Genomic DNA, 16,563 nt, shown 5'->3' on the forward strand with positions numbered 1-16,563 from the left:
TCAGAGCCCCTCGTACATGCGGCCGGGATTGAGCACGCCGGCCGGGTCGAGCCCCGCCTTTATCCGCCGGTGCAGGGCGAACAGGGCCTCCGGCAGGGGTTGGAAGATCCGATCCGATCCGCCCCGCACCAGCGCGGCGTGACCGCCCACGGCCTGGGCGGCGCCCCAGACGGCTGGATCGACCTCTTGGGCTGGCAGCCAATGCTGGGCGCCGCCCCAGTCCCAGAGGGTGGGGAAGGGCAGGCGCGCCGTCGGCGGCGTGGAGATCCGCCACAGGACCGGCGCTCGCAGGCGCGGATGGGCGAGGTCGCGGACGGCGGTCCAGAGCGAAAGGTCTTCCGCCTCCCCGCCCAGTTCGGCTTGCGCCGCCCTGACCGCCGCCTCGCCCCCGGAGAGCCGCAGGTGCAGCCGCTCGCCGTCGTGGAAGGCGCCTGACAGCGGCAGGGGCCGGCGCATCAGCTCCACGGTCCGGAGGCGCGCGCTTTCGCCTGGAAGTTCGAACGCCAGGGCCGCCTCGGCCCGCGGCCTCGGGAAGACCCGCAGCGAGACCTCCAGGATCACGCCCAGGCATCCCAACGATCCCGCCATCAGCCGGAAGGCGTCGAAGCCCGCGACGTTCTTGAACACCGTGCCGCCGAAGCTGAGCGTCCGGCCGCGGCCGTCCAGGATCTTCGCCCCCAGCACATGGTCCCGCAGCGCGCCGGAGAACGGCCGCCGCGGGCCGGAAAGCCCGGTCGCCACCATGCCGCCGACGGTTCCGCCCTGCCCGAACGCCGGCGGTTCGAAGGCCAGCATCTGACCCTGGGCGGCCAGCGCCCTCTCGATCTCGGCCACAGGCGTGCCGGCCCGGGCGGTGATCACCAGTTCGCTGGGATCGTAGGCGACGACCCCCCGGTGCCCGGCGACCTCCAGCGGCTCGCCCGCAACGGGGCGGCCATAGGCGGCGCGCGTGCCGCCGCCGACGATACGCAATGGCCGCGCGGCGGCCGCGGCTTGCGCGATCCTGTCCGCGAGCTCGCCCGCCTGGTCGGCGTCAGTGAGGTCAGAAGCGGGGGAGGTGGGCAAACGGAAGCTCCCCCCGGTGGACATGCATGCGCCCGAACTCGGCGCAGCGGTTGAGAGTCGGGATCGCCTTGCCGGGGTTCAGCAGGCCGCCGGGATCGAAGGCGCGCTTGAGGGCGAAGAAGGTCTCGATCTCGGCCGCGCCGAACTGCACGCACATCTGGTCGATCTTCTCGCGGCCGACCCCATGCTCGCCGGTGATCGTCCCGCCCACCGCGACGCAGAGCTCCAGGATCTCGCCGCCCAGCGCCTCGGCCTTGGCGATGTCGCCCTCCCGGTTGGCGTCGTAGAGGATCAGCGGGTGCAGGTTGCCGTCGCCGGCATGGAAGACGTTGGCCACGGCCAGGCCGTGCTTTTCCGCCAGCCGCCCGATCTCGGTCAGCACCTGGGGCAGCGCCCGCCGCGGAATGGTGCCGTCCATGCAGTAATAGTCCGGCGCGATGCGGCCGACGGCGGGGAAAGCATTCTTCCGTCCAGCCCAGAACCGGGCGCGCTCGGCCTCGTCGGCGGCCAGGCGAACCTCCACCGCGCCGGCGGTGTGGAGGATCTGCGAGATGCGCCCGGCCTCTTCGGCCACGTCGGCGGCCGCCCCGTCCAGTTCGCACAGCAGGATCGCTGCGGCGTTGCGCGGATAGCCGGCGCGCACGAAATCCTCGGCCGCCCGGAGCGCCGGGCCGTCCATCATCTCCAGCCCCGCCGGGATGCAGCCGGCGGCGATGATGTCGGCCACGGCGGCCGCGGCGCGTTCCACGGAGTCGAAGGCCGCCAGCATGACGCTGGTCGTTTCCGGCAGCGGGGTCAGCTTCACCATCACCTCGGTCACCACGCCCAGCAGGCCCTCCGACCCGGTCATCAGGGCGAGGAGGTCGAAGCCAGGCGCGTCCAGCGCCTCCGATCCGATCGTCAGCCGCTCGCCCTCGATGGTGACGACTTCCAGCTTCAGGATGTTGTGCAGCGTCAGGCCGTACTTGAGGCAATGCACGCCGCCGGCGTTCTCCGCCACGTTGCCCCCGATCGAGCAGGCGATCTGCGACGACGGGTCGGGCGCATAGAAGAACCCCAGCGGCCCCACGGCCTGGGAGATGGCGAGGTTGCGCACCCCCGGCTGCACGCGAGCGGTGCGGGCGTCCGCGTCGATCTCCAGGATCTTGTCGAAGCGCGCGAGGCTCAGGAGCACGCAGCCGGGAAAGGGCAGGGCGCCGCCGGAGAGCCCTGTGCCTGCGCCGCGCGCCACCACCGGCACGCCCAGTTCGCAGCAGGTCCGAAGGATCGCCTGCACCTGCTCCACCGTATGCGGCAGCGCGACGACCCCGGGCAGGGAGCGGTAGGCGGCCAGGCCGTCGGTCTCGTAGGGCCGTAGAGCTTCGGTCTCGGTGAGCAAGGCGCCCTTCGGCAGAACCTGGCGAAGCGCGCCGATCAGGCGCTGGCGGTCGACCGGCGGGAAGTCCGCGTCCAGACGGGGATCGAAGCGGTCGAGCATGCGGCGCGACCTTGGTCCGCCGCCGCCGGTGGCGTCAACCGGACAAGGCGCTACAACAGGCCGCGCAAACGAACGGGAGGACGGAATGGACCTGCAACTGAAGGGCAAGAAGGCGGTGGTCACGGGCGCCACGCGCGGCATCGGTCGGGCCATCGCCGACCTGCTGGCCGAGGAAGGCTGCGACGTCGCCATTTGCGCCCGCAACGCCGATCAGGTCGAGGCGGCCGTGGCCGACCTGAAAGCCAAGGGTGTGAACGCCTGGGGCAGGGCGGTCGACATCGCCGACGGGCCCGCCCTTAAGGCCTTCGTGAAGGAAGCGGGCGAGACCCTGGGCGGGATCGACATTCTGGTCTCCAACGCCTCGGCCCTCGTACAAGGAAGCGCCGAGGCCGACTGGCAGGCGATGTTCGAGATCGACATGCTGGGCGCGGTGCGCACCTTCGAAGCGGCCAGGCCATTCCTGGAATCCGCCGCCGCCGAACGCGGCGACGCGGCCTTCCTGATCACCTCCTCGGTTTCGGCCGCGGAGGCCACCGGCGCCTCGGCCTATGGGGCGATGAAGGCGGCCCTCATCCACTACGCCAAGGGCGTCGCGCGAGAAAACGCCGCCAAGCATCTGCGCTGCAACGTGATTTCGCCCGGAACGGTGCTGTTCGACGGCGGGGTGTGGGGCAATGTGCGCGACCACATGCCCGACTTCTTCGCCCAGATGATCAAGCGCAATCCCACCGGCCGGATGGCGACGCCGGAGGAGATCGCTGCGGCGACCGTCTTTCTCGCCAGCCCCCGGTCGGCCTTCACCACCGGCGTCAATCTGCTGGTGGACGGGGCGATCTCCAGCCGCGTCAACTTCTGACCGCCCAAGCGTGGCCTTAGGATTGCAGCCGGCCGCCTCCAGGCACCTCGTTGTGCAGCTTGGGGGCGGTCATGGGCCGAACGGCGTTTCTCATCCTGGCGCATCATCGGCCGGAGCAGTTGGCGCGGCTGGTCGACCGGCTGCGGTCGCCGATGTCCGACATCTTCATCCATGTGGATCGCAAGGCGGCCGCGCCGCCGTTCCACGCCGTGGTGGACGGCGCGCGGTTCTTGCCCGACGCCCGTCGCGTGGCCGTCCACTGGGGCGGGTTCAGCATGGTGCGGGCGACATTCGAACTCATCCGCTTCGCCCTGGCGGAGGCGCCTGAGGCCGAGCGGTTCGTTCTCCTGTCCGGCGCTCACTACCCCACACGTCCGGTTCGCGAGATCCTTGCGGCCTTAGCGGGCGACGCCGAGCACATTCGCATCGATCGCGTCCTGGATCCGGAGGGCGAGGGATGGTTCGATCGCTGCGCCAATCGCCTCTATCTTGGCGACAACGCTCTGCTAAATCCCAGGACAGGGCGCTATCGCCCCTCGCAGCTCGCACGCCGGCTCGAAGCCCTGGCGCCGCGCCGCCGCCACGGCCTGGCGGTCCATTATGGCCCGCAATGGTGGGCGCTGACCCGGCCGACCCTGGAGGAAGCGCTTGCGGCCGTCGAGGCGCAGCCCCGTCGCCTGGCGTCGTTCCGCTTCGCGCGCACCCCCGATGAGATGGTCTTCCAGACGCTCCTTAAGGCCTCTTCGCACGCCGAACGGATCGTGCAGGACGCGACCACCGGCCCGGAGGCTTGGCATCCTGCCTTGGCCGGGGTCACCTATGTCGCCTTCGACGCCCTGGACGCCGACGAACCGCGCATACTGACATTGGCCGATCTCCCCGACATCCGCGCCAGCGGCGCGCTCTTCGCCCGCAAGATGGACCCGGACGTCTCCGCGCCGCTGATGGACGCGCTGGACGCCGGCTCGGAGGCGGCCAGGGCCGCCTAATCCGCGCCGAACGCCGACCGAAGCGCCTCAAGGTCGGCGGCGAACCTGACCTCCCGGCCGCGGTTCGCCTCGCGGACGAAGTCGCGTAAGGGCGCGCTGCCGGCGAGTTCCTCGCCGAGGTCGCCTATGATCGCCACGCCGATGCGGTAGTTCACGAAGGCCTGCAGCACCTCCCCCGCCAGGCCCGAAGCCAGGCGGAAGAACTCTGCGGGCAGGCGTGTTTTCGGAACGACCACCAGCGAGGCGCCGGCGCCCAGCGCCTCGCCGATCAGATCGCCCGCCTCGCGCCGGGTGGCGATGACCGGGGCTTCCGGGTGGCAGAGGAGGGCTCGCTGGCCGCCCAACTCGGCGAGGGTCCAGGTCATGTCGTCGCGCCCTCGATGAGGAACGCGGCGATCCGCTCGGCCTGGCCGGTGACGACATGCCCGGCCTCCGGAAGCTCGACGATCTCGGCCTGCGGGACGGCGCGGGACAGCCGTCGCCGGCTGTCGGCGGAATCGATGGCTTCGTCCCTGGCGCCCACGATAAGCAGGATCGGCATGGCAAGCTGGCGCAGCGCGGCGTCGGGAAACGGCCGGAACCCGCCCGCGCGGGGCCGGAAATGGGTGAAGATCAGGCGCAGATAGTCGACCACCTGAGCCGGCATGCCGGTGCGCCCGATGGCGGCGAGCAGCCGCTCGCGCCCCCACGAGCCCCCGATCCTCAGCACCAGCCCCCGCAGCCGGAAGCCCAGCCTTGTGCGCCCCAGGCCGCCGGGCGCGATCAAGACCAGCTTCTCCACCCTCCGCGGCCGGCGAATAGCGTAGTCCAGCGCGATCCAGCCGCCCATCGACATGCCGCCGAAGGCGGCGCGCCCGACGCCGAGGCCGTCCTGCACCTCGTCCAGCCACTCGGCATAGGCCGGGCCGGTCGTATCCGGACGCGAGGCGGCGCTGAATCCCGGCTCGCCCACGATGTCGACGGCGAAGACCCGATGAGTCGCCGCCCATACGGCCACGTCGCCCAACCAGGCGGCGGCGTTGGAAGCCGCGCCATGCAGGAGGATGAGAGCGGGCCTCCCGGCCTCGCCGCAGGCGACGACGAAGGTCTCCCCCTGCCGGGTCGGGACGCGCAGAGTCTCGTGGGGGACCGGCCAGAGGCTCAGCATCCGGCCATAGGCGTCCTTCAGCAGGCGTTCGCCTTCCGGCGAGCGATAGATCGATGTCACGGCCGCCCCGCCAGCCAGGCCTCGGTCATGCGCAGCATGGCGGCCACGTCGCCGGGCGCTCCGACCATCACCACCTTGGCGGCGCGCCGGGCAGGATCGTGAGCGATGTCGACGCTCATGGGTTCGGGGTGCGCTTCGGCGCCCATCCGCGCGCCGCCCAAGAGCGCGGCCAGGCGACCTGCTGCCTCAGCGTCCACCTCGGGCACGTCCACGATGGCCGTGACGCGCGCGGCGGGAGCCGCAGGCCGCGGCGGAACGCCGGCGAAGCCGTCGAGGTCGGAGCGCAGGATGCGATAGGATTTCCCGACCTTCGTCGCCCGCAACCGGCTTTCGCGGATCAGCCGCAGCACCGTCTTGGGATGCAGTTTCAGGCGCTCCGCGGCATGTTCGACCGTGTAGAATTCTTCGGACATAGCAGAGATTCCCAATTGATCCGTAAAATTCCATTTCACGGCGAAAATTGGGAGTCAATGGGAATCTTGAGGACCTGTAGATGATCGAGCGCACCGTGGAAATCCCCACCCGCGACGGAACCACCACCACCTTCGTCGTGCACCCGGAGCGGGGCGGGCCGCATCCGGTGGTCCTGTTCTTCATGGACGCGCCGGCGATCCGCGAGGAGCTGCGCGACATGGCGCGCCGTCTGGCGACCTGCGGCTACTATGTGATGCTGCCGAACCTCTACTACCGCTCCGGCGTACTGGAGCTTGGGGCCGAAGACCTCGCCGATCCCGAGCGCAAGCGGATGTTCGCCCTGATGAATTCCATCGACATCCCCAAGGTGATGTCCGACGCCGACGCCCTGTTCGACTACGCCGACGCCGATCCGGCGGCCTCGGACGGCCAGGCCGGCTGCCTCGGCTACTGCATGAGCGGCCAGTACGCGATCAACGCCGCGGCCCGCTATCCGGCGCGGATCGGCGCGGCCGCTTCGATCTACGGAACCCAGCTCGTCACCGACAAGGCCGACAGCCCGCACATCGTGGCCTCCAAGGCGAGCGCAGAGCTCTATTTCGCCTGCGCCGAGACCGATCGGTGGGCGCCGCCGGAGACGGTGGAGGCCCTGGACGCCGCCCTGAAGACGGGCGAGGTGAACGCCGAGGTGGAGCTCTATCCCGGCACGCAACACGGCTTCGCCTTCCCGCAGCGGGCGGTCTACGACAAGGCGGCCGCCGAACGGCATTGGGAACGCCTGATCGCGCTCTATCGGCGGAACCTGGGTTAGCTCGGAGGCCAGGCCGCCCATTCTTTCCTCTCCCGCTTGGCGGGAGAGGATGCCCGAAGGGCAGGTGAGGGCGAGGCGCAGCCGAGGCCGCCGTAAGGCGGGCGTCGCGAAGCGGCGCCAAATTACCGCGTCTGAAGATTGGCGCCTGTCGGCGCCAGCGGCTCCGCCGCCCTCGCAGGCTTCGCCCGCTCGCCCTCACCTGGCCTGGCGGCCTGTCCTCTCCCGCAAGCGGGAGAGGAGAATTGAGGCGGTGGATCTAGGAGCTTCCAGCCTGCCGCGTCACGGGCGTGGTCCAGCCGTCCTCCAGGCTCTTCAGCGGGTGGGAGCCGGTTACCTGGCCCATGAAGGGCGGCCAGATGTTGTAGCCGAGGAGGTCCTGCAAGCGCGGGCTCATCGCCTTCACCTGTTCGCGCGGGACGCCGAGATAGAAGTTCTCCTGGGTGCGCGCCCAGGGCTCGCAATACTGGTTGGTGAAGGCCAGGCGCGGCGCATCGCTGCGGTTGGCCCCGCCGCGGTGGACCAGCGTCCCGGCGAACACTACGGCCGCGCCGGCCGGCATGACCATCGGCCGCGCGAGCTTCAAGGCCTCCGCCGGGTCGAGGGCTGCGATCTCCGCATCGCTCCAGGCATGGCTGCCTGGTATGATGTCTGTGGCCCCGTTGGTCTCGGTGAATTCGTCGACCGCCACGATCACCGAATAGCTGATGGCCGGCCTCGGCCGCGGCTGGCGATAGAAGCCGTCGTCGGTATGCAGGGCCTGGGCGGCCTCGCCCGGATGGATGCAGATCGCCTGGCTGGCGGTCAGCAGGAAGCCCGGCTGGAGGAAACGTTCGAGCAGGGCCATCAGCCGCGGCTCGGCGGTCAGGCGTTCGAAAACCGCCCCGCGGGCGACCAGCGTATAGACCCGTTCGGTGGTGAAGCCCTCGAAGGCGTTGCGCCCGCGATGCGAGCCGAGGTGAGGGCGCAGGGCCTCGCGCGCCTCGGCCAGGTCTTCCGGCGTGGCGAAGTCCTCGATGACCGTGAAGCCCTCGACGCGCAGCCGCTCGGCATGCGCATCGAGGTCGAAGCCGCCGGAAAGCCTGTCCATGCGGTCCTCCCTTGCCTTTGGGAGGACCTTAGCAGGCCGACCTTGCGGAAAGTCCAGGGCGTCAGGCCCGCTTCGGGATCACCACCTTCATGGACTCATAGCCCTTCACGAAGGTGGAGTAGACGCGCTTGGGCTCCTCGATCAGGACGATCTCGGGGAAGCGCTTCATGATCTCTTCCCAGACGATCTTGAGCTGCAGCTCGGCCAGGCGGTTGCCCACGCAGCGGTGGATGCCGAAGCCGAACGACAGGTGGTTCCGCGGCCGCTCGCGGTCGATGATGTAGTCGTTCGGCCGCTCAATGACCTCGTCGTCGCGATTGCCGGAGACGTACCACATGACGACCTTGTCGTTCTTGCGGATCAGCTTGCCCCCAAACTCGATGTCCTGGGTGGCGCGCCGGCGCATGTGGGCGAGCGGGGTCTGCCAGCGGATCGTCTCGGAGACCATGGACGGGATCAGGCCCGGGTTCTCGCGCAGCTTCTTGTACTGGTCGGGGTTCTTGTTCAGCGCATAGACCGAACCGGAGATAGTGTTGCGGGTGGTGTCGTTGCCGCCGACGGTGAGGAGCACGACGTTCCCGAAATACTCGCGCGGCTCCATGTTCCGGGTGGCCTCGCCATGGGCCAGCATGGAGATCAGGTCGTCCTTCGGTTCGGCGTTGACCCGCTGGTTCCAGATGTTCGTGAAGTAGGCGTGGTACTCGACGAAGATCTGCATCTTCTGTTCGAGGGTGTCGATCAGGCCCTGGCCGGGAACCGCGGTCACCACGTCGGACCAGTAGGTCAGCCGACGGCGGTCCTCCTGCGGGATGTCGAACAGGGTGGCGAGGGTCATCGCCGTCAGCTCCATCGACACCTTGTCGACCCAGTCGAACTCCTCGCCGATCGGCAGCTCGTCGAGGATCCTGGCGGCCCGTTCGCGGATCAGCGGCTCGAGCTTGGCGAGGTTCACCGGCGAGACGGCGGGGCTGACCGTCTTGCGCTGCACGTCGTGCTTGGGCGGGTCCATGGCGATGAACATGGGCAGGGGCCCCTGGTCGCCCTGCTGTTCGGCGATGGTGATGCCGGGCTCGGACGAGAACACCTGGTGGTTCGTATCCACCGCCATGATGTCGTTGTACTTGGTGATCGACCAATAGGGCCCGTACTCGCTCTCGGCGGTGAAGTGGACCGGGTCCTCCTTGCGCAGCCGCTCGAAGTTCCACCACATCTGGTCGGCCTGGAAGAGCGCGGGCTGGGCCGGGTTGAGCTGGTCCAGCGGAGTGGCGTAGGCCCGGGCCCGGGCGTCCTTGGCGAGATCGATATTGCCGTCGCTCATGTCCCGGTCCTCCCGATGGTTCTGCGGCTTGGTACGTTTCCACCCGAAAATGACGCGGGCGTCAAGTTTATCAAGGTCACGACTGCGCGAAATCAAGGCTCAGGGGAGCGTTCGATCAACTGCGCGTGGAGGCTGCAAGGACCGCTAGCCAGTTCCGCAAGCCGCGTTATGTTGAATGGAACCTTAAGGTGGGGAATCGAGTGTCGAACGGCGTTGCGACCAAACCGGCCGACGGCGCGCAAGGGGCTGCGCCCGGGCAGCCGACCATCAGCGACATCGCCTGGCTTGCCGGCGTTCCGCGCAAGACCATCTCCCGGGCCATCGACGGGACGCCGCTGGCGCGCGCCGAGGCCCGGCGCGCCATCCTGGCCTTCCTGAAGCAGGGCGCGGCCGCACCCCGGCGGTTCTCGCGCCCATCGCGGGCCGAGGGCCTGGTCGGCCTGATCTACGACGCCCACAACGCCGAACGCATCGTCGGCTGGCAGGACGGCCTGATGGAGGCCCTGGCCGCCTCCGGCCAGTCCGTGGTCATCCGTCGGGTCGACGCCGAGAGCCCCTGGCTGCTGGAAGAGGTGCGCGGCTTCGTGGAAGGCCAGCATCTGGCTGGCGTCGCGCTGGCCTCGCCGCTGTCCCGCGACGAGCGGCTTGTCGCCCTGATCGAGGGGTTGGGCGTGGCCTGCGCCGGCATCGAGGCCTCGCCGGCCCGGGCGGCGCGCAAGGCCGGTCGCGAAGCCGGCGAGCGGCTTGCGGGGCCGCGGAACGGCTGAGCCCCTGCGCCGTTCCCCTCGGCGCAGCAGTCACGGAGCCGCCGATGAAATCCTTCGTTCCCGCCCTCGGCGTTGCGGCGCTTGCGCTTGCCGCCATCGCCTGCAGTCCGCGCGACACCACGGCGCCGGAGCCCCAGGGCGAAAGCGTCGGCGCGGCCATGCCCGACACCAGCCAGCCCACCGCGACGCCGAACGCCCCGGGCGGCGTCGCCGCGCCCGACGCCGGCGCCACAGGCGTGGTCCCGGCCGACGGCTCGCCGCCGCCGGTGCAGTCGGAGCCTGCGCCGCCGCGCTAGCATTGTCCGGTGAGCATCTTCCCTTAGCCGCTCGCCCCGGCGAAGGCCGGGCCAGTTCGCGGAGCATCGAAGTGGGCTGGAGAGGCTCGCCGGCCGTCGAACCCGCTTCTGAGCTTTTCCATCTGGACCCCGACTTTCGTCGGGGTGAGCGGGGGACAGGTTCAAACCGGCCGCACCCTGTTCTAGGGGTGGCGCATGGCCGCCCCGATCCGCATCGACGATCCCGAAGACCCGCGCCTAGCGCCCTATCGCGACGTGCGCGAGCGCGACCTGGTGGGCCGGCTGGGCGGTTTCATCGCCGAGGGCGAGGTGGTGGTGCGCGCCCTGGCCCGGTCGCGCCTGCACCGGCCGGATTCGCTGCTCCTAGCGGAAAAGCGTGTGGACGCCCTCGCCGACGTGATCGAGCGCCTGCCGACGGAAACGCCGGTCTACGCCGCATCCCAGGCGGTGATGGACGCCGTGGTCGGGTTTCCGATCCACCGCGGGATCCTGGCGGCGGGGCGTCGCGGCGCGCCGGTGGACCCGGGGGGCTTGTTGGCCGGCCTGCCGTCCCGGGCGCTGGTCCTGGTCCTGTGCGGCATTTCAAACCACGACAATGTGGGCGGCCTGTTTCGCAACGCCGCGGCCTTCGGCGCCGATGCGGTGCTGCTCGACGCCCGATGTTCCGACCCGCTCTATCGCAAGGCAATCCGGGTTTCAGTGGGCGCGGCGCTCAACGTGCCCTTCGCCCGACTGGCTGACGGGGCCGATCCTTTAGGCCTGCTCGCCGCGCACGGTTTCGAGGCGCTTGCGCTCAGCCCCCGCGGCGAGATGCGGCTGGCCGAACTCTCGCCCGCGCCGCGCACCGCCGTCCTAGTCGGGGCGGAAGGACCGGGCCTTTCGGACGAGTTTCTGGCGCGCGCCCGAACGGTGCGCATCCCCATGGCGAAAGGGTTCGATTCGCTGAACGTCTCGGTCAGCGCCGGGATCGTCCTGCACCACCTGCGGCCCGACGATCCCCAGGGGGAGAGGGGTTAGCGGGCCCGCTTTGCCGCCGGCGCGACGTCCGACTCCTCGATGAGCGAGCGCGTCAGGTTCAGGATCGCGGTCCGGAGCGAGGGCTGCTGCACGCTCGCGAACGCGTCGAGCAGCTGTACGGCGCCAGGAACGGCCAGCTTCTCGAACAGGCTCTCGTCCCCTTCGGGGCCGGCGGTCTCGCCCACCAGTTCTGCGACCGTGGTGTCCAGCTTCTGGGCGATCTTCACCAGCATTGAGGCGGACACGCGGTTGGCGCCGCGCTCGTATTTCTGAACCTGCTGGAAGCTGACGCCCAGGTGATCGGCCAGCGCCGACTGGGAGATGCCCAGCCACTTGCGCCGAACGCGAATGCGATGACCCACCGCGATGTCGATGGGGTCGGGGCCTTGGTCTTCCGGTCTCTCGGTCACCTGATACAGATCCTCAACACGCGGCAGATCCGCGATATCGAGTTGTCGCATATGCTCAAGCTCGCCCGCCACAGCTTTGTCGCAGGCGGGACAACCGGTCGCAGCAGAGGGTTGATTTTTCGCTTTCACGGTGTGCCCAGGCGCGGCGGTTCGCCTCAAGCGCGAACTTGACCAGGTCTGCCTGCGGCTAAGAGCCGCTTAACCTTGATGGCGGAGGCTCATCTTCCTGAAAGACTGCGGTTTTCATGGGGGAGGGCCGTATGGACCACGCACCGGGCCGGTCGTGGCCGGACGCGCGCCGGCTTGGGCTGGATCTTTCCCGCGACGTCTGCGACCGGACCACGCGTCTGGCGCGCAGTATGTTCGACGCCGTGGATTCCCAGATCGTCCTGATGGGCGGCGGGGCGGTCTGGCGCAGCCGCGACCCGGCCGATCACTTCGGCCCGCGGGAAGATCCGGCCGCCCGAATGGTGATGGAGAGCGGCGAGCCCCTCTGGGTGGAGGACGCCTCGGCCGATCCGCGCTTCTGCGATCTGCGATCGGTCGCCGGCCCGCCGCATATCCGCTTCTACGCCGCCGCGCCGGTGCGGCTGAGCGACGGGTCGGTGCCCGGCGTCCTGGCGGTGGGCGGCCCGGCTCCGCGCCCCCGGGACGAGCGCATGGTGCGGCGCCTGCAGGACCTGGCCGACTTCGTCGCCGACGAGTGGGAGCGGGCTCAGGCCCGGAAGGCCCGCGAGGAAAGCCGGCGCGAGCGGGACGCCATGCGCGACACGCTCGGCGCCATCGTCGGCGCCTTGCCCGTCGCCCTGGTCCTGACGGATCGGGAGCTGCGGGTGATCGCCTGCAGCGCCCGCTGGTTGGAGATGGTCGAAGCCGGCGGCGAGGCGGTAATCGGCAAGACCCTCGATGAATTGGCCCCGCATCTCTACAGCCGATGGAGCGCCACCTACGCCCGCTGCCTGGCCGGTGAGACCGTGCGGGCGGACCGGGTTCCAGCCGAAGGCGCGGACGGCCGCCTGCGTTGGTTCAAGGCCGAAGTCGCCCCCTGGCGCGGCGTGGACGGCGAGGTGGCCGGCCTGATCATCGGCAGCCATGAGATCACCGACATGGTCGAGGCCCTGGAGGCGGCCACCCGTTCGGAGGAGCGGCTGACCATGGCCATGGAGGCGGCTGACCTCCACGTCTACGAGATCGACTATGTGCGGCACGAGCTCATCAAAGCGGGCGCGGAGGATACGTTCTTCAGCGAGCCCAAGACCTATGAGGAGTTGTTCCGCGACATCTGGGCCACGATAGACCCCCGCGATCTCCCTGAGGTGCAGGCGGCGTGGGAACGTCATCTGAAGGAGGGAGCGCCCTATCGCCCCGAATACCGCGTCGTGCGGCGGGACGGTCGGGAGGTGTGGGCGGCGGGGTCCTGCCGACTGGTCGAGGACGCGGAGGGGCGCCCGCTCCGCCTGATCGGCGCCTTGCAGAACGTCACCGCGCGCAAGGCGACCGAGCGGGCCCTACTGCAGGCCAAGGAGGACGCCGAGGCGGCCAACCGCGCCAAGTCCACCTTCCTGGCGACCATGAGCCACGAGATCCGCACCCCCCTGAACGGCGTGCTCGGCATGGCTCAGGCCATGGCCGCCGACAACGACCTGACCCAGGTGCAGCACGACCGCCTGGAGGTGATCCGCCAGTCGGGCGAGACCCTGCTCGCCATCCTCAACGACGTGCTCGACCTCTCCAAGATCGAGGCCGGCAAGCTGGAGCTGGAGGAGCGGCCCTTCGACGTCGTCGATCTGGCTCGCGGCGCGCACGCGGCCTTCACCGCGATCGCCAACAAGAAGGGACTGTCCTTCGATCTCTCGGTCGAACCGCTGGCGCAGGGCGTCTATCTGGGGGATTCCACACGGGTGCGGCAGATCCTCTACAACCTGGTCTCCAACGCCCTGAAGTTCACCGAGTTGGGCGAAGTCCGGGTGGTGGTCGGCCGCGCCGGCGAGGCCCTGCGGCTGACCGTGTCGGACACCGGCATCGGCATTCCGCCCGATCGCCTGGCCGGCCTCTTCCAGAAGTTCGAACAGGCCGACGCCTCCACCACCCGCCGGTACGGCGGCACGGGCCTGGGCCTGGCCATCTGCCGGGAACTGGCGGGCCTGATGGGCGGCGCCATCGAGGCGCAGAGCTCGGTTGGGCGGGGAACCACCTTCGTCGTCACCTTGCCGCTGAGGCGGCTGGGCGCCAGTGCGCCGCTGCCGGCGCCTCCGCCTTCGCCGGCGGAGGATTCGGAAGCGGTGCAGCGGCTGGGCCTGCGCGTCCTCGCCGTCGAGGACAACACGGTGAACCAGCTGGTCCTCAAGACCCTGCTCACCCAGATCGGCATCGATCCCGTCATTGTCGGCAATGGCGCTGCCGCCGTGGAGGCCTGGTCGCGCGAGCCGTGGGACGTGGTCCTCATGGACGTGCAGATGCCCGAGATGGACGGCCCCGCCGCCACGGCGGCGATCCGCGCCCGCGAAGCCGCCGAGGGCCGCCCCCGCACGCCGATCATCGCGCTCACCGCCAACGCCATGTCGCACCAGGTGGCCGAATACATGGCCGCAGGTATGGACGGCTTCGTCGCCAAGCCGATCGAGGTGGGGCGGCTCTACGAAGCCCTGATGCAGGCCATCGACGGCGCCGGGCTGGACACCGCCGCCGATGTGCGGATCAATGAACGCTGATCAGCTTGGCCAGAACCGGGACGATAGCCGAATGCCCTGGGCGGATGCGGACCCGACGCGGCGGCGCAGCTACCACGTAGGCAACCTGCGCGCCCTGCTTCTCGCCGAGGCCCGCGCCATACTCGCCGACGGCGGGCCGGCGAGCCTGAACCTGCGCAATCTCGCCGCGCGGGCCGGCATCGCGGCCGGTTCGGTCTATCACCACTACGCCAGCAAGAACGCGCTTCTGGCCGGGCTCGCCGCCGAGGGTTTTCGCGAGCTGGAGGAGGCCCTGCGCCTGGCCGCCGGCTCGGAGACCCCGATCCGGGACTCCGCCCTGGCCTATTTCGCCTTCGCTCATCGGCAGCCCGGCATCTACGCCCTGATGTTCGACCCGCCGATCCTGCGCGCGCCGGAGGTGACCGCCGCCCGCGACAGCGCCTTCTCCGTGCTGGAGCAGGTCATCGGCGCCTCGGCCAGCCAGCAGGACCGCACCCCCGACCAGATCCACCAGGTGGCGCTGGCCGTCTGGGCGTGTGGACACGGGGCGGCGTCCATGACGCTGGCGGCTGGCGGGGAGGGGGAGCAGCCTCTCATGGAGGACGTGATCCAGGGGCTGGAGGTCCTGTTCCGCCGCCGGTGACGGCGAAGGGCGATTGTCCCTCGGCTAACCCTATCCTTTAGCGAGCCGGTAGCCACGGGGCGCCTAGGGTCGCGCCCCGTGAGCCCGCGCGCCCAGGCCATCCTCGCCCGCCTGTTCTGCCTGGCCGCCTTCGCCGGCGGCCTCGGCCTGACGGCATGGCGGCTGGTCGTCGGGGTGGCGGCGGGCACAATGCCGGGGCTGGCGCTTCACGACTACGACCTGGAGGACGATCCCCTCGGCTTTGCGCTCGCGGCGGGGGCCTGGACGGCGGCGGCGCTGTTCTGCTTCGTCGCCAGCGCCGCCTTCCTCTCCTCGCTGCTGGCGCGGCCCCGGGCCGAACGGCGACCGGAACGCAAGCCCTCGCCCTGAGCTCAGGCCGCCGTGGCCGGGCGGTGGATCAGGCGCTCGCGGATCATGCCGAGCGCGACGCGCAGGCAGGCCAGCCGCACCTCGGCGCGCCCGATCTCGCCGAACCGCCGGACCTGATGGAGCGTCGGCTCCCCCTGCCGGGCGCTGGCGAAGTGGACCAGGCCGGCCGGGCCGCCGTCGGGGCTCGCTTCCGCATAGCCTGTGATCGAAAGCGCCACGTCGCCCTCGGAACGCGCCAGCGCCCCTGCCGCCATGGCGCGCGCGCAGCGTTCGGAGACCGCCCCGTCGCGTTCCAGGATCTCCCGATCGACTCCCAGAAGTTCGTGCTTGGCCGCGTCGGTATAGGTGACGAAGCCCCGCTCGAAGGCGTGGGAACAGCCGGGGATGTCGGTCAGCAGGGAGGCCAACAGCCCGCCGGTGCAGCTCTCCGCCGTCACCAGCTTCAGCCCGCGATCACAGGCCTCCTGCAGCACCTTCAGCGCCAGGTCGTCGATATCGTCGGGCAAGGCGCCGTCGAGGGCTTCGGCCATCGGGGATCGCCTAGTGCTTCGCTTCGCCGCCGAGCTGGGCCATCAGCTCCTTCTTGCGCTCGGCCATCCGCGTGCCGATCGCCTCGAGGTCCATGTCGGACTTCTGCACCTGCGGGAAGTACTCCTTCTCTTCCTCCTCCACGTGGTGCTCGATCATTTCGCACAGCACCGTAACCTTGGCGTCGTAGAGTTCATCGCCGACCTCGCCGGCCTCCAGTTGGGCGATCAGTTCCTTGGCCGAGGCGTGTTCGACGATCGCCTCGTCGACGATGTCCTCGCTCTTCACGAACTCCCGCGAGGCCGGATAGAAATATTCCTCCTCGATCTGGGTGTGGACCTTCAGAGCCAGGCAGATCTTCCGCACCAGCTCCGTCTTTCGCGCGTCGCTGCGGGCCTTCTGGTACTGCGAGAACAGGTCTTCCACCTCGCGGTGGTCGTCCTTCAGGAGCTTGATCGCCGAAGGGGTCTTTGCGCTCGACTTCGAGGCGGCGGTCTTGGTCGAGGTCTTCTTCGAGCTCGATTTCTTGGTCGTCGGATGCGTGGCCGTGGCCATGGCGAACTCCTGGATGCGGTGAGGTCCCCACCCGTCTTCCAGCAGAACACGCCGCCGGCTGCGC

19 protein-coding genes are annotated in these 16,563 nt (G+C 69.8%); 9 read left to right on the plus strand and 10 right to left on the minus strand.

All coding sequences use genetic code 11. The annotated features are described in order from the left end of the window. Nucleotides 1-1,065, minus strand: a complete 1,065-nt coding sequence (gene glcE, locus ACK41C_RS13025) for a glycolate oxidase subunit GlcE (protein WP_409654975.1) — start codon at nucleotides 1,063-1,065, stop codon at nucleotides 1-3. Continuing rightward, on the minus strand, nucleotides 1,043-2,542 hold the full coding sequence (locus ACK41C_RS13030; protein WP_409654978.1) for an FAD-linked oxidase C-terminal domain-containing protein: 1,500 nt from the start codon (nucleotides 2,540-2,542) through the stop codon (nucleotides 1,043-1,045). The genes glcE and ACK41C_RS13030 overlap by 23 nt, the downstream gene beginning before the upstream one ends. Nucleotides 2,543-2,627: 85 nt before the next feature. Here ACK41C_RS13030 and ACK41C_RS13035 point away from each other — a divergent pair, with 85 nt between their 5' ends. Beyond that, entirely contained in the window at nucleotides 2,628-3,398 is a 771-nt protein-coding gene (locus ACK41C_RS13035) for an SDR family NAD(P)-dependent oxidoreductase (RefSeq protein ID WP_409654981.1), read from the plus strand. 71 nt (nucleotides 3,399-3,469) lie between these two features. Further along, nucleotides 3,470-4,387 (plus strand): beta-1,6-N-acetylglucosaminyltransferase, encoded by a 918-nt coding sequence (locus ACK41C_RS13040; RefSeq protein ID WP_409654984.1) that lies wholly within the window; start codon nucleotides 3,470-3,472, stop codon nucleotides 4,385-4,387. Here ACK41C_RS13040 and ACK41C_RS13045 read toward each other — a convergent pair. From ACK41C_RS13045 to ACK41C_RS13055, 3 genes are read right to left on the minus strand one after another with little or no spacing between them, the layout of a single operon-like run. Beyond that, on the minus strand, nucleotides 4,384-4,752 hold the full coding sequence (locus tag ACK41C_RS13045) for a DUF4180 domain-containing protein (RefSeq protein ID WP_409654987.1): 369 nt from the start codon (nucleotides 4,750-4,752) through the stop codon (nucleotides 4,384-4,386). The genes ACK41C_RS13040 and ACK41C_RS13045 overlap by 4 nt on opposite strands. Next, nucleotides 4,749-5,594: an alpha/beta fold hydrolase gene (locus ACK41C_RS13050; RefSeq protein WP_409654990.1), complete on the minus strand. Its 846-nt coding sequence runs from the start codon at nucleotides 5,592-5,594 to the stop codon at nucleotides 4,749-4,751. Before ACK41C_RS13050 ends, ACK41C_RS13045 begins: the two co-directional genes overlap by 4 nt. Beyond that, the gene (locus tag ACK41C_RS13055) at nucleotides 5,591-6,007 is read right to left on the minus strand and encodes a helix-turn-helix domain-containing protein (RefSeq protein ID WP_409654993.1); all 417 of its coding nucleotides are present in this window, start codon (nucleotides 6,005-6,007) and stop codon (nucleotides 5,591-5,593) included. The genes ACK41C_RS13050 and ACK41C_RS13055 overlap by 4 nt, the downstream gene beginning before the upstream one ends. An 80-nt stretch (nucleotides 6,008-6,087) precedes the next feature. Between ACK41C_RS13055 and ACK41C_RS13060 the strand changes: the two genes are divergently transcribed. Next, nucleotides 6,088-6,819 (plus strand): dienelactone hydrolase family protein, encoded by a 732-nt coding sequence (locus ACK41C_RS13060; RefSeq protein ID WP_409654995.1) that lies wholly within the window; start codon nucleotides 6,088-6,090, stop codon nucleotides 6,817-6,819. A gap of 256 nt (nucleotides 6,820-7,075) precedes the next feature. Here the strand turns inward: ACK41C_RS13060 and ACK41C_RS13065 are convergent, their stop codons facing one another. After that, nucleotides 7,076-7,906: a phytanoyl-CoA dioxygenase family protein gene (locus tag ACK41C_RS13065; RefSeq protein ID WP_409654998.1), complete on the minus strand. Its 831-nt coding sequence runs from the start codon at nucleotides 7,904-7,906 to the stop codon at nucleotides 7,076-7,078. A 61-nt stretch (nucleotides 7,907-7,967) separates the two neighbouring features. Beyond that, nucleotides 7,968-9,224: a cytochrome P450 gene (locus ACK41C_RS13070; protein ID WP_409655001.1), complete on the minus strand. Its 1,257-nt coding sequence runs from the start codon at nucleotides 9,222-9,224 to the stop codon at nucleotides 7,968-7,970. Between the two features lie 200 nt (nucleotides 9,225-9,424). Between ACK41C_RS13070 and ACK41C_RS13075 the strand changes: the two genes are divergently transcribed. The 3 genes from ACK41C_RS13075 to ACK41C_RS13085 all read left to right on the plus strand — a co-directional run bounded on the left by ACK41C_RS13075 (nucleotide 9,425) and on the right by ACK41C_RS13085 (nucleotide 11,304). Further along, nucleotides 9,425-9,991 carry a hypothetical protein gene (locus ACK41C_RS13075; protein WP_409655004.1) on the plus strand — a complete coding sequence of 189 codons (567 nt, stop codon included), beginning with the start codon at nucleotides 9,425-9,427 and terminating at the stop codon, nucleotides 9,989-9,991. Nucleotides 9,992-10,035: 44 nt separating this feature from the next. Continuing rightward, nucleotides 10,036-10,287 carry a hypothetical protein gene (locus tag ACK41C_RS13080; RefSeq protein WP_409655006.1) on the plus strand — a complete coding sequence of 84 codons (252 nt, stop codon included), beginning with the start codon at nucleotides 10,036-10,038 and terminating at the stop codon, nucleotides 10,285-10,287. Between the two features lie 195 nt (nucleotides 10,288-10,482). Continuing rightward, nucleotides 10,483-11,304 carry a TrmH family RNA methyltransferase gene (locus ACK41C_RS13085; RefSeq protein ID WP_409655009.1) on the plus strand — a complete coding sequence of 274 codons (822 nt, stop codon included), beginning with the start codon at nucleotides 10,483-10,485 and terminating at the stop codon, nucleotides 11,302-11,304. On the opposite strand, the gene ACK41C_RS13090 is transcribed toward ACK41C_RS13085, so the two are convergent. Then, the gene (locus tag ACK41C_RS13090) at nucleotides 11,301-11,765 is read right to left on the minus strand and encodes a helix-turn-helix domain-containing protein (RefSeq protein ID WP_409655011.1); all 465 of its coding nucleotides are present in this window, start codon (nucleotides 11,763-11,765) and stop codon (nucleotides 11,301-11,303) included. The two genes, ACK41C_RS13085 and ACK41C_RS13090, sit on opposite strands and share 4 nt — an antisense overlap. A 209-nt stretch (nucleotides 11,766-11,974) precedes the next feature. Here ACK41C_RS13090 and ACK41C_RS13095 point away from each other — a divergent pair, with 209 nt between their 5' ends. The 3 genes from ACK41C_RS13095 (at nucleotide 11,975) to ACK41C_RS13105 (ending at nucleotide 15,416) form a co-directional block, all read left to right on the plus strand. Continuing rightward, nucleotides 11,975-14,425, plus strand: a complete 2,451-nt coding sequence (locus ACK41C_RS13095) for an ATP-binding protein (protein ID WP_409655014.1) — start codon at nucleotides 11,975-11,977, stop codon at nucleotides 14,423-14,425. Nucleotides 14,426-14,456: 31 nt separating this feature from the next. Beyond that, nucleotides 14,457-15,047 carry a TetR/AcrR family transcriptional regulator gene (locus tag ACK41C_RS13100; protein WP_409655017.1) on the plus strand — a complete coding sequence of 197 codons (591 nt, stop codon included), beginning with the start codon at nucleotides 14,457-14,459 and terminating at the stop codon, nucleotides 15,045-15,047. A 78-nt stretch (nucleotides 15,048-15,125) separates the two neighbouring features. Next, nucleotides 15,126-15,416 (plus strand): hypothetical protein, encoded by a 291-nt coding sequence (locus tag ACK41C_RS13105; protein WP_409655019.1) that lies wholly within the window; start codon nucleotides 15,126-15,128, stop codon nucleotides 15,414-15,416. Nucleotides 15,417-15,418: 2 nt separating this feature from the next. On the opposite strand, the gene ACK41C_RS13110 is transcribed toward ACK41C_RS13105, so the two are convergent. Both ACK41C_RS13110 and ACK41C_RS13115 read right to left on the minus strand, forming a co-directional pair. Beyond that, nucleotides 15,419-15,946: a CinA family protein gene (locus tag ACK41C_RS13110; protein WP_409655022.1), complete on the minus strand. Its 528-nt coding sequence runs from the start codon at nucleotides 15,944-15,946 to the stop codon at nucleotides 15,419-15,421. A 10-nt stretch (nucleotides 15,947-15,956) separates the two neighbouring features. After that, on the minus strand, nucleotides 15,957-16,499 hold the full coding sequence (locus tag ACK41C_RS13115) for a hemerythrin domain-containing protein (protein ID WP_409655024.1): 543 nt from the start codon (nucleotides 16,497-16,499) through the stop codon (nucleotides 15,957-15,959). Nucleotides 16,500-16,563 lie beyond the last annotated feature (64 nt).

Origin of the sequence: Phenylobacterium sp. (genome assembly GCF_046290725.1) — a bacterium.
Classification (GTDB): Bacteria; Pseudomonadota; Alphaproteobacteria; order Caulobacterales; family Caulobacteraceae; genus Phenylobacterium.

Bases quoted from the DNA above. Each gene is read 5' to 3' on its own strand.
- ACK41C_RS13030 (WP_409654978.1), bottom strand. From the start codon at position 2,542: ATGCTCGACCGCTTCGATCCCCGTCTGGACGCGGACTTCCCGCCGGTC.
- ACK41C_RS13035 (WP_409654981.1), top strand. From the start codon at position 2,628: ATGGACCTGCAACTGAAGGGCAAGAAGGCGGTGGTCACGGGCGCCACG.
- ACK41C_RS13040 (WP_409654984.1), top strand. From the start codon at position 3,470: ATGGGCCGAACGGCGTTTCTCATCCTGGCGCATCATCGGCCGGAGCAG.
- ACK41C_RS13045 (WP_409654987.1), bottom strand. From the start codon at position 4,752: ATGACCTGGACCCTCGCCGAGTTGGGCGGCCAGCGAGCCCTCCTCTGC.
- ACK41C_RS13055 (WP_409654993.1), bottom strand. From the start codon at position 6,007: ATGTCCGAAGAATTCTACACGGTCGAACATGCCGCGGAGCGCCTGAAA.
- ACK41C_RS13060 (WP_409654995.1), top strand. From the start codon at position 6,088: ATGATCGAGCGCACCGTGGAAATCCCCACCCGCGACGGAACCACCACC.
- ACK41C_RS13065 (WP_409654998.1), bottom strand. From the start codon at position 7,906: ATGGACAGGCTTTCCGGCGGCTTCGACCTCGATGCGCATGCCGAGCGG.
- ACK41C_RS13070 (WP_409655001.1), bottom strand. From the start codon at position 9,224: ATGAGCGACGGCAATATCGATCTCGCCAAGGACGCCCGGGCCCGGGCC.
- ACK41C_RS13080 (WP_409655006.1), top strand. From the start codon at position 10,036: ATGAAATCCTTCGTTCCCGCCCTCGGCGTTGCGGCGCTTGCGCTTGCC.
- ACK41C_RS13085 (WP_409655009.1), top strand. From the start codon at position 10,483: ATGGCCGCCCCGATCCGCATCGACGATCCCGAAGACCCGCGCCTAGCG.
- ACK41C_RS13090 (WP_409655011.1), bottom strand. From the start codon at position 11,765: ATGCGACAACTCGATATCGCGGATCTGCCGCGTGTTGAGGATCTGTAT.
- ACK41C_RS13095 (WP_409655014.1), top strand. From the start codon at position 11,975: ATGGACCACGCACCGGGCCGGTCGTGGCCGGACGCGCGCCGGCTTGGG.
- ACK41C_RS13100 (WP_409655017.1), top strand. From the start codon at position 14,457: ATGCCCTGGGCGGATGCGGACCCGACGCGGCGGCGCAGCTACCACGTA.
- ACK41C_RS13110 (WP_409655022.1), bottom strand. From the start codon at position 15,946: ATGGCCGAAGCCCTCGACGGCGCCTTGCCCGACGATATCGACGACCTG.
- ACK41C_RS13115 (WP_409655024.1), bottom strand. From the start codon at position 16,499: ATGGCCACGGCCACGCATCCGACGACCAAGAAATCGAGCTCGAAGAAG.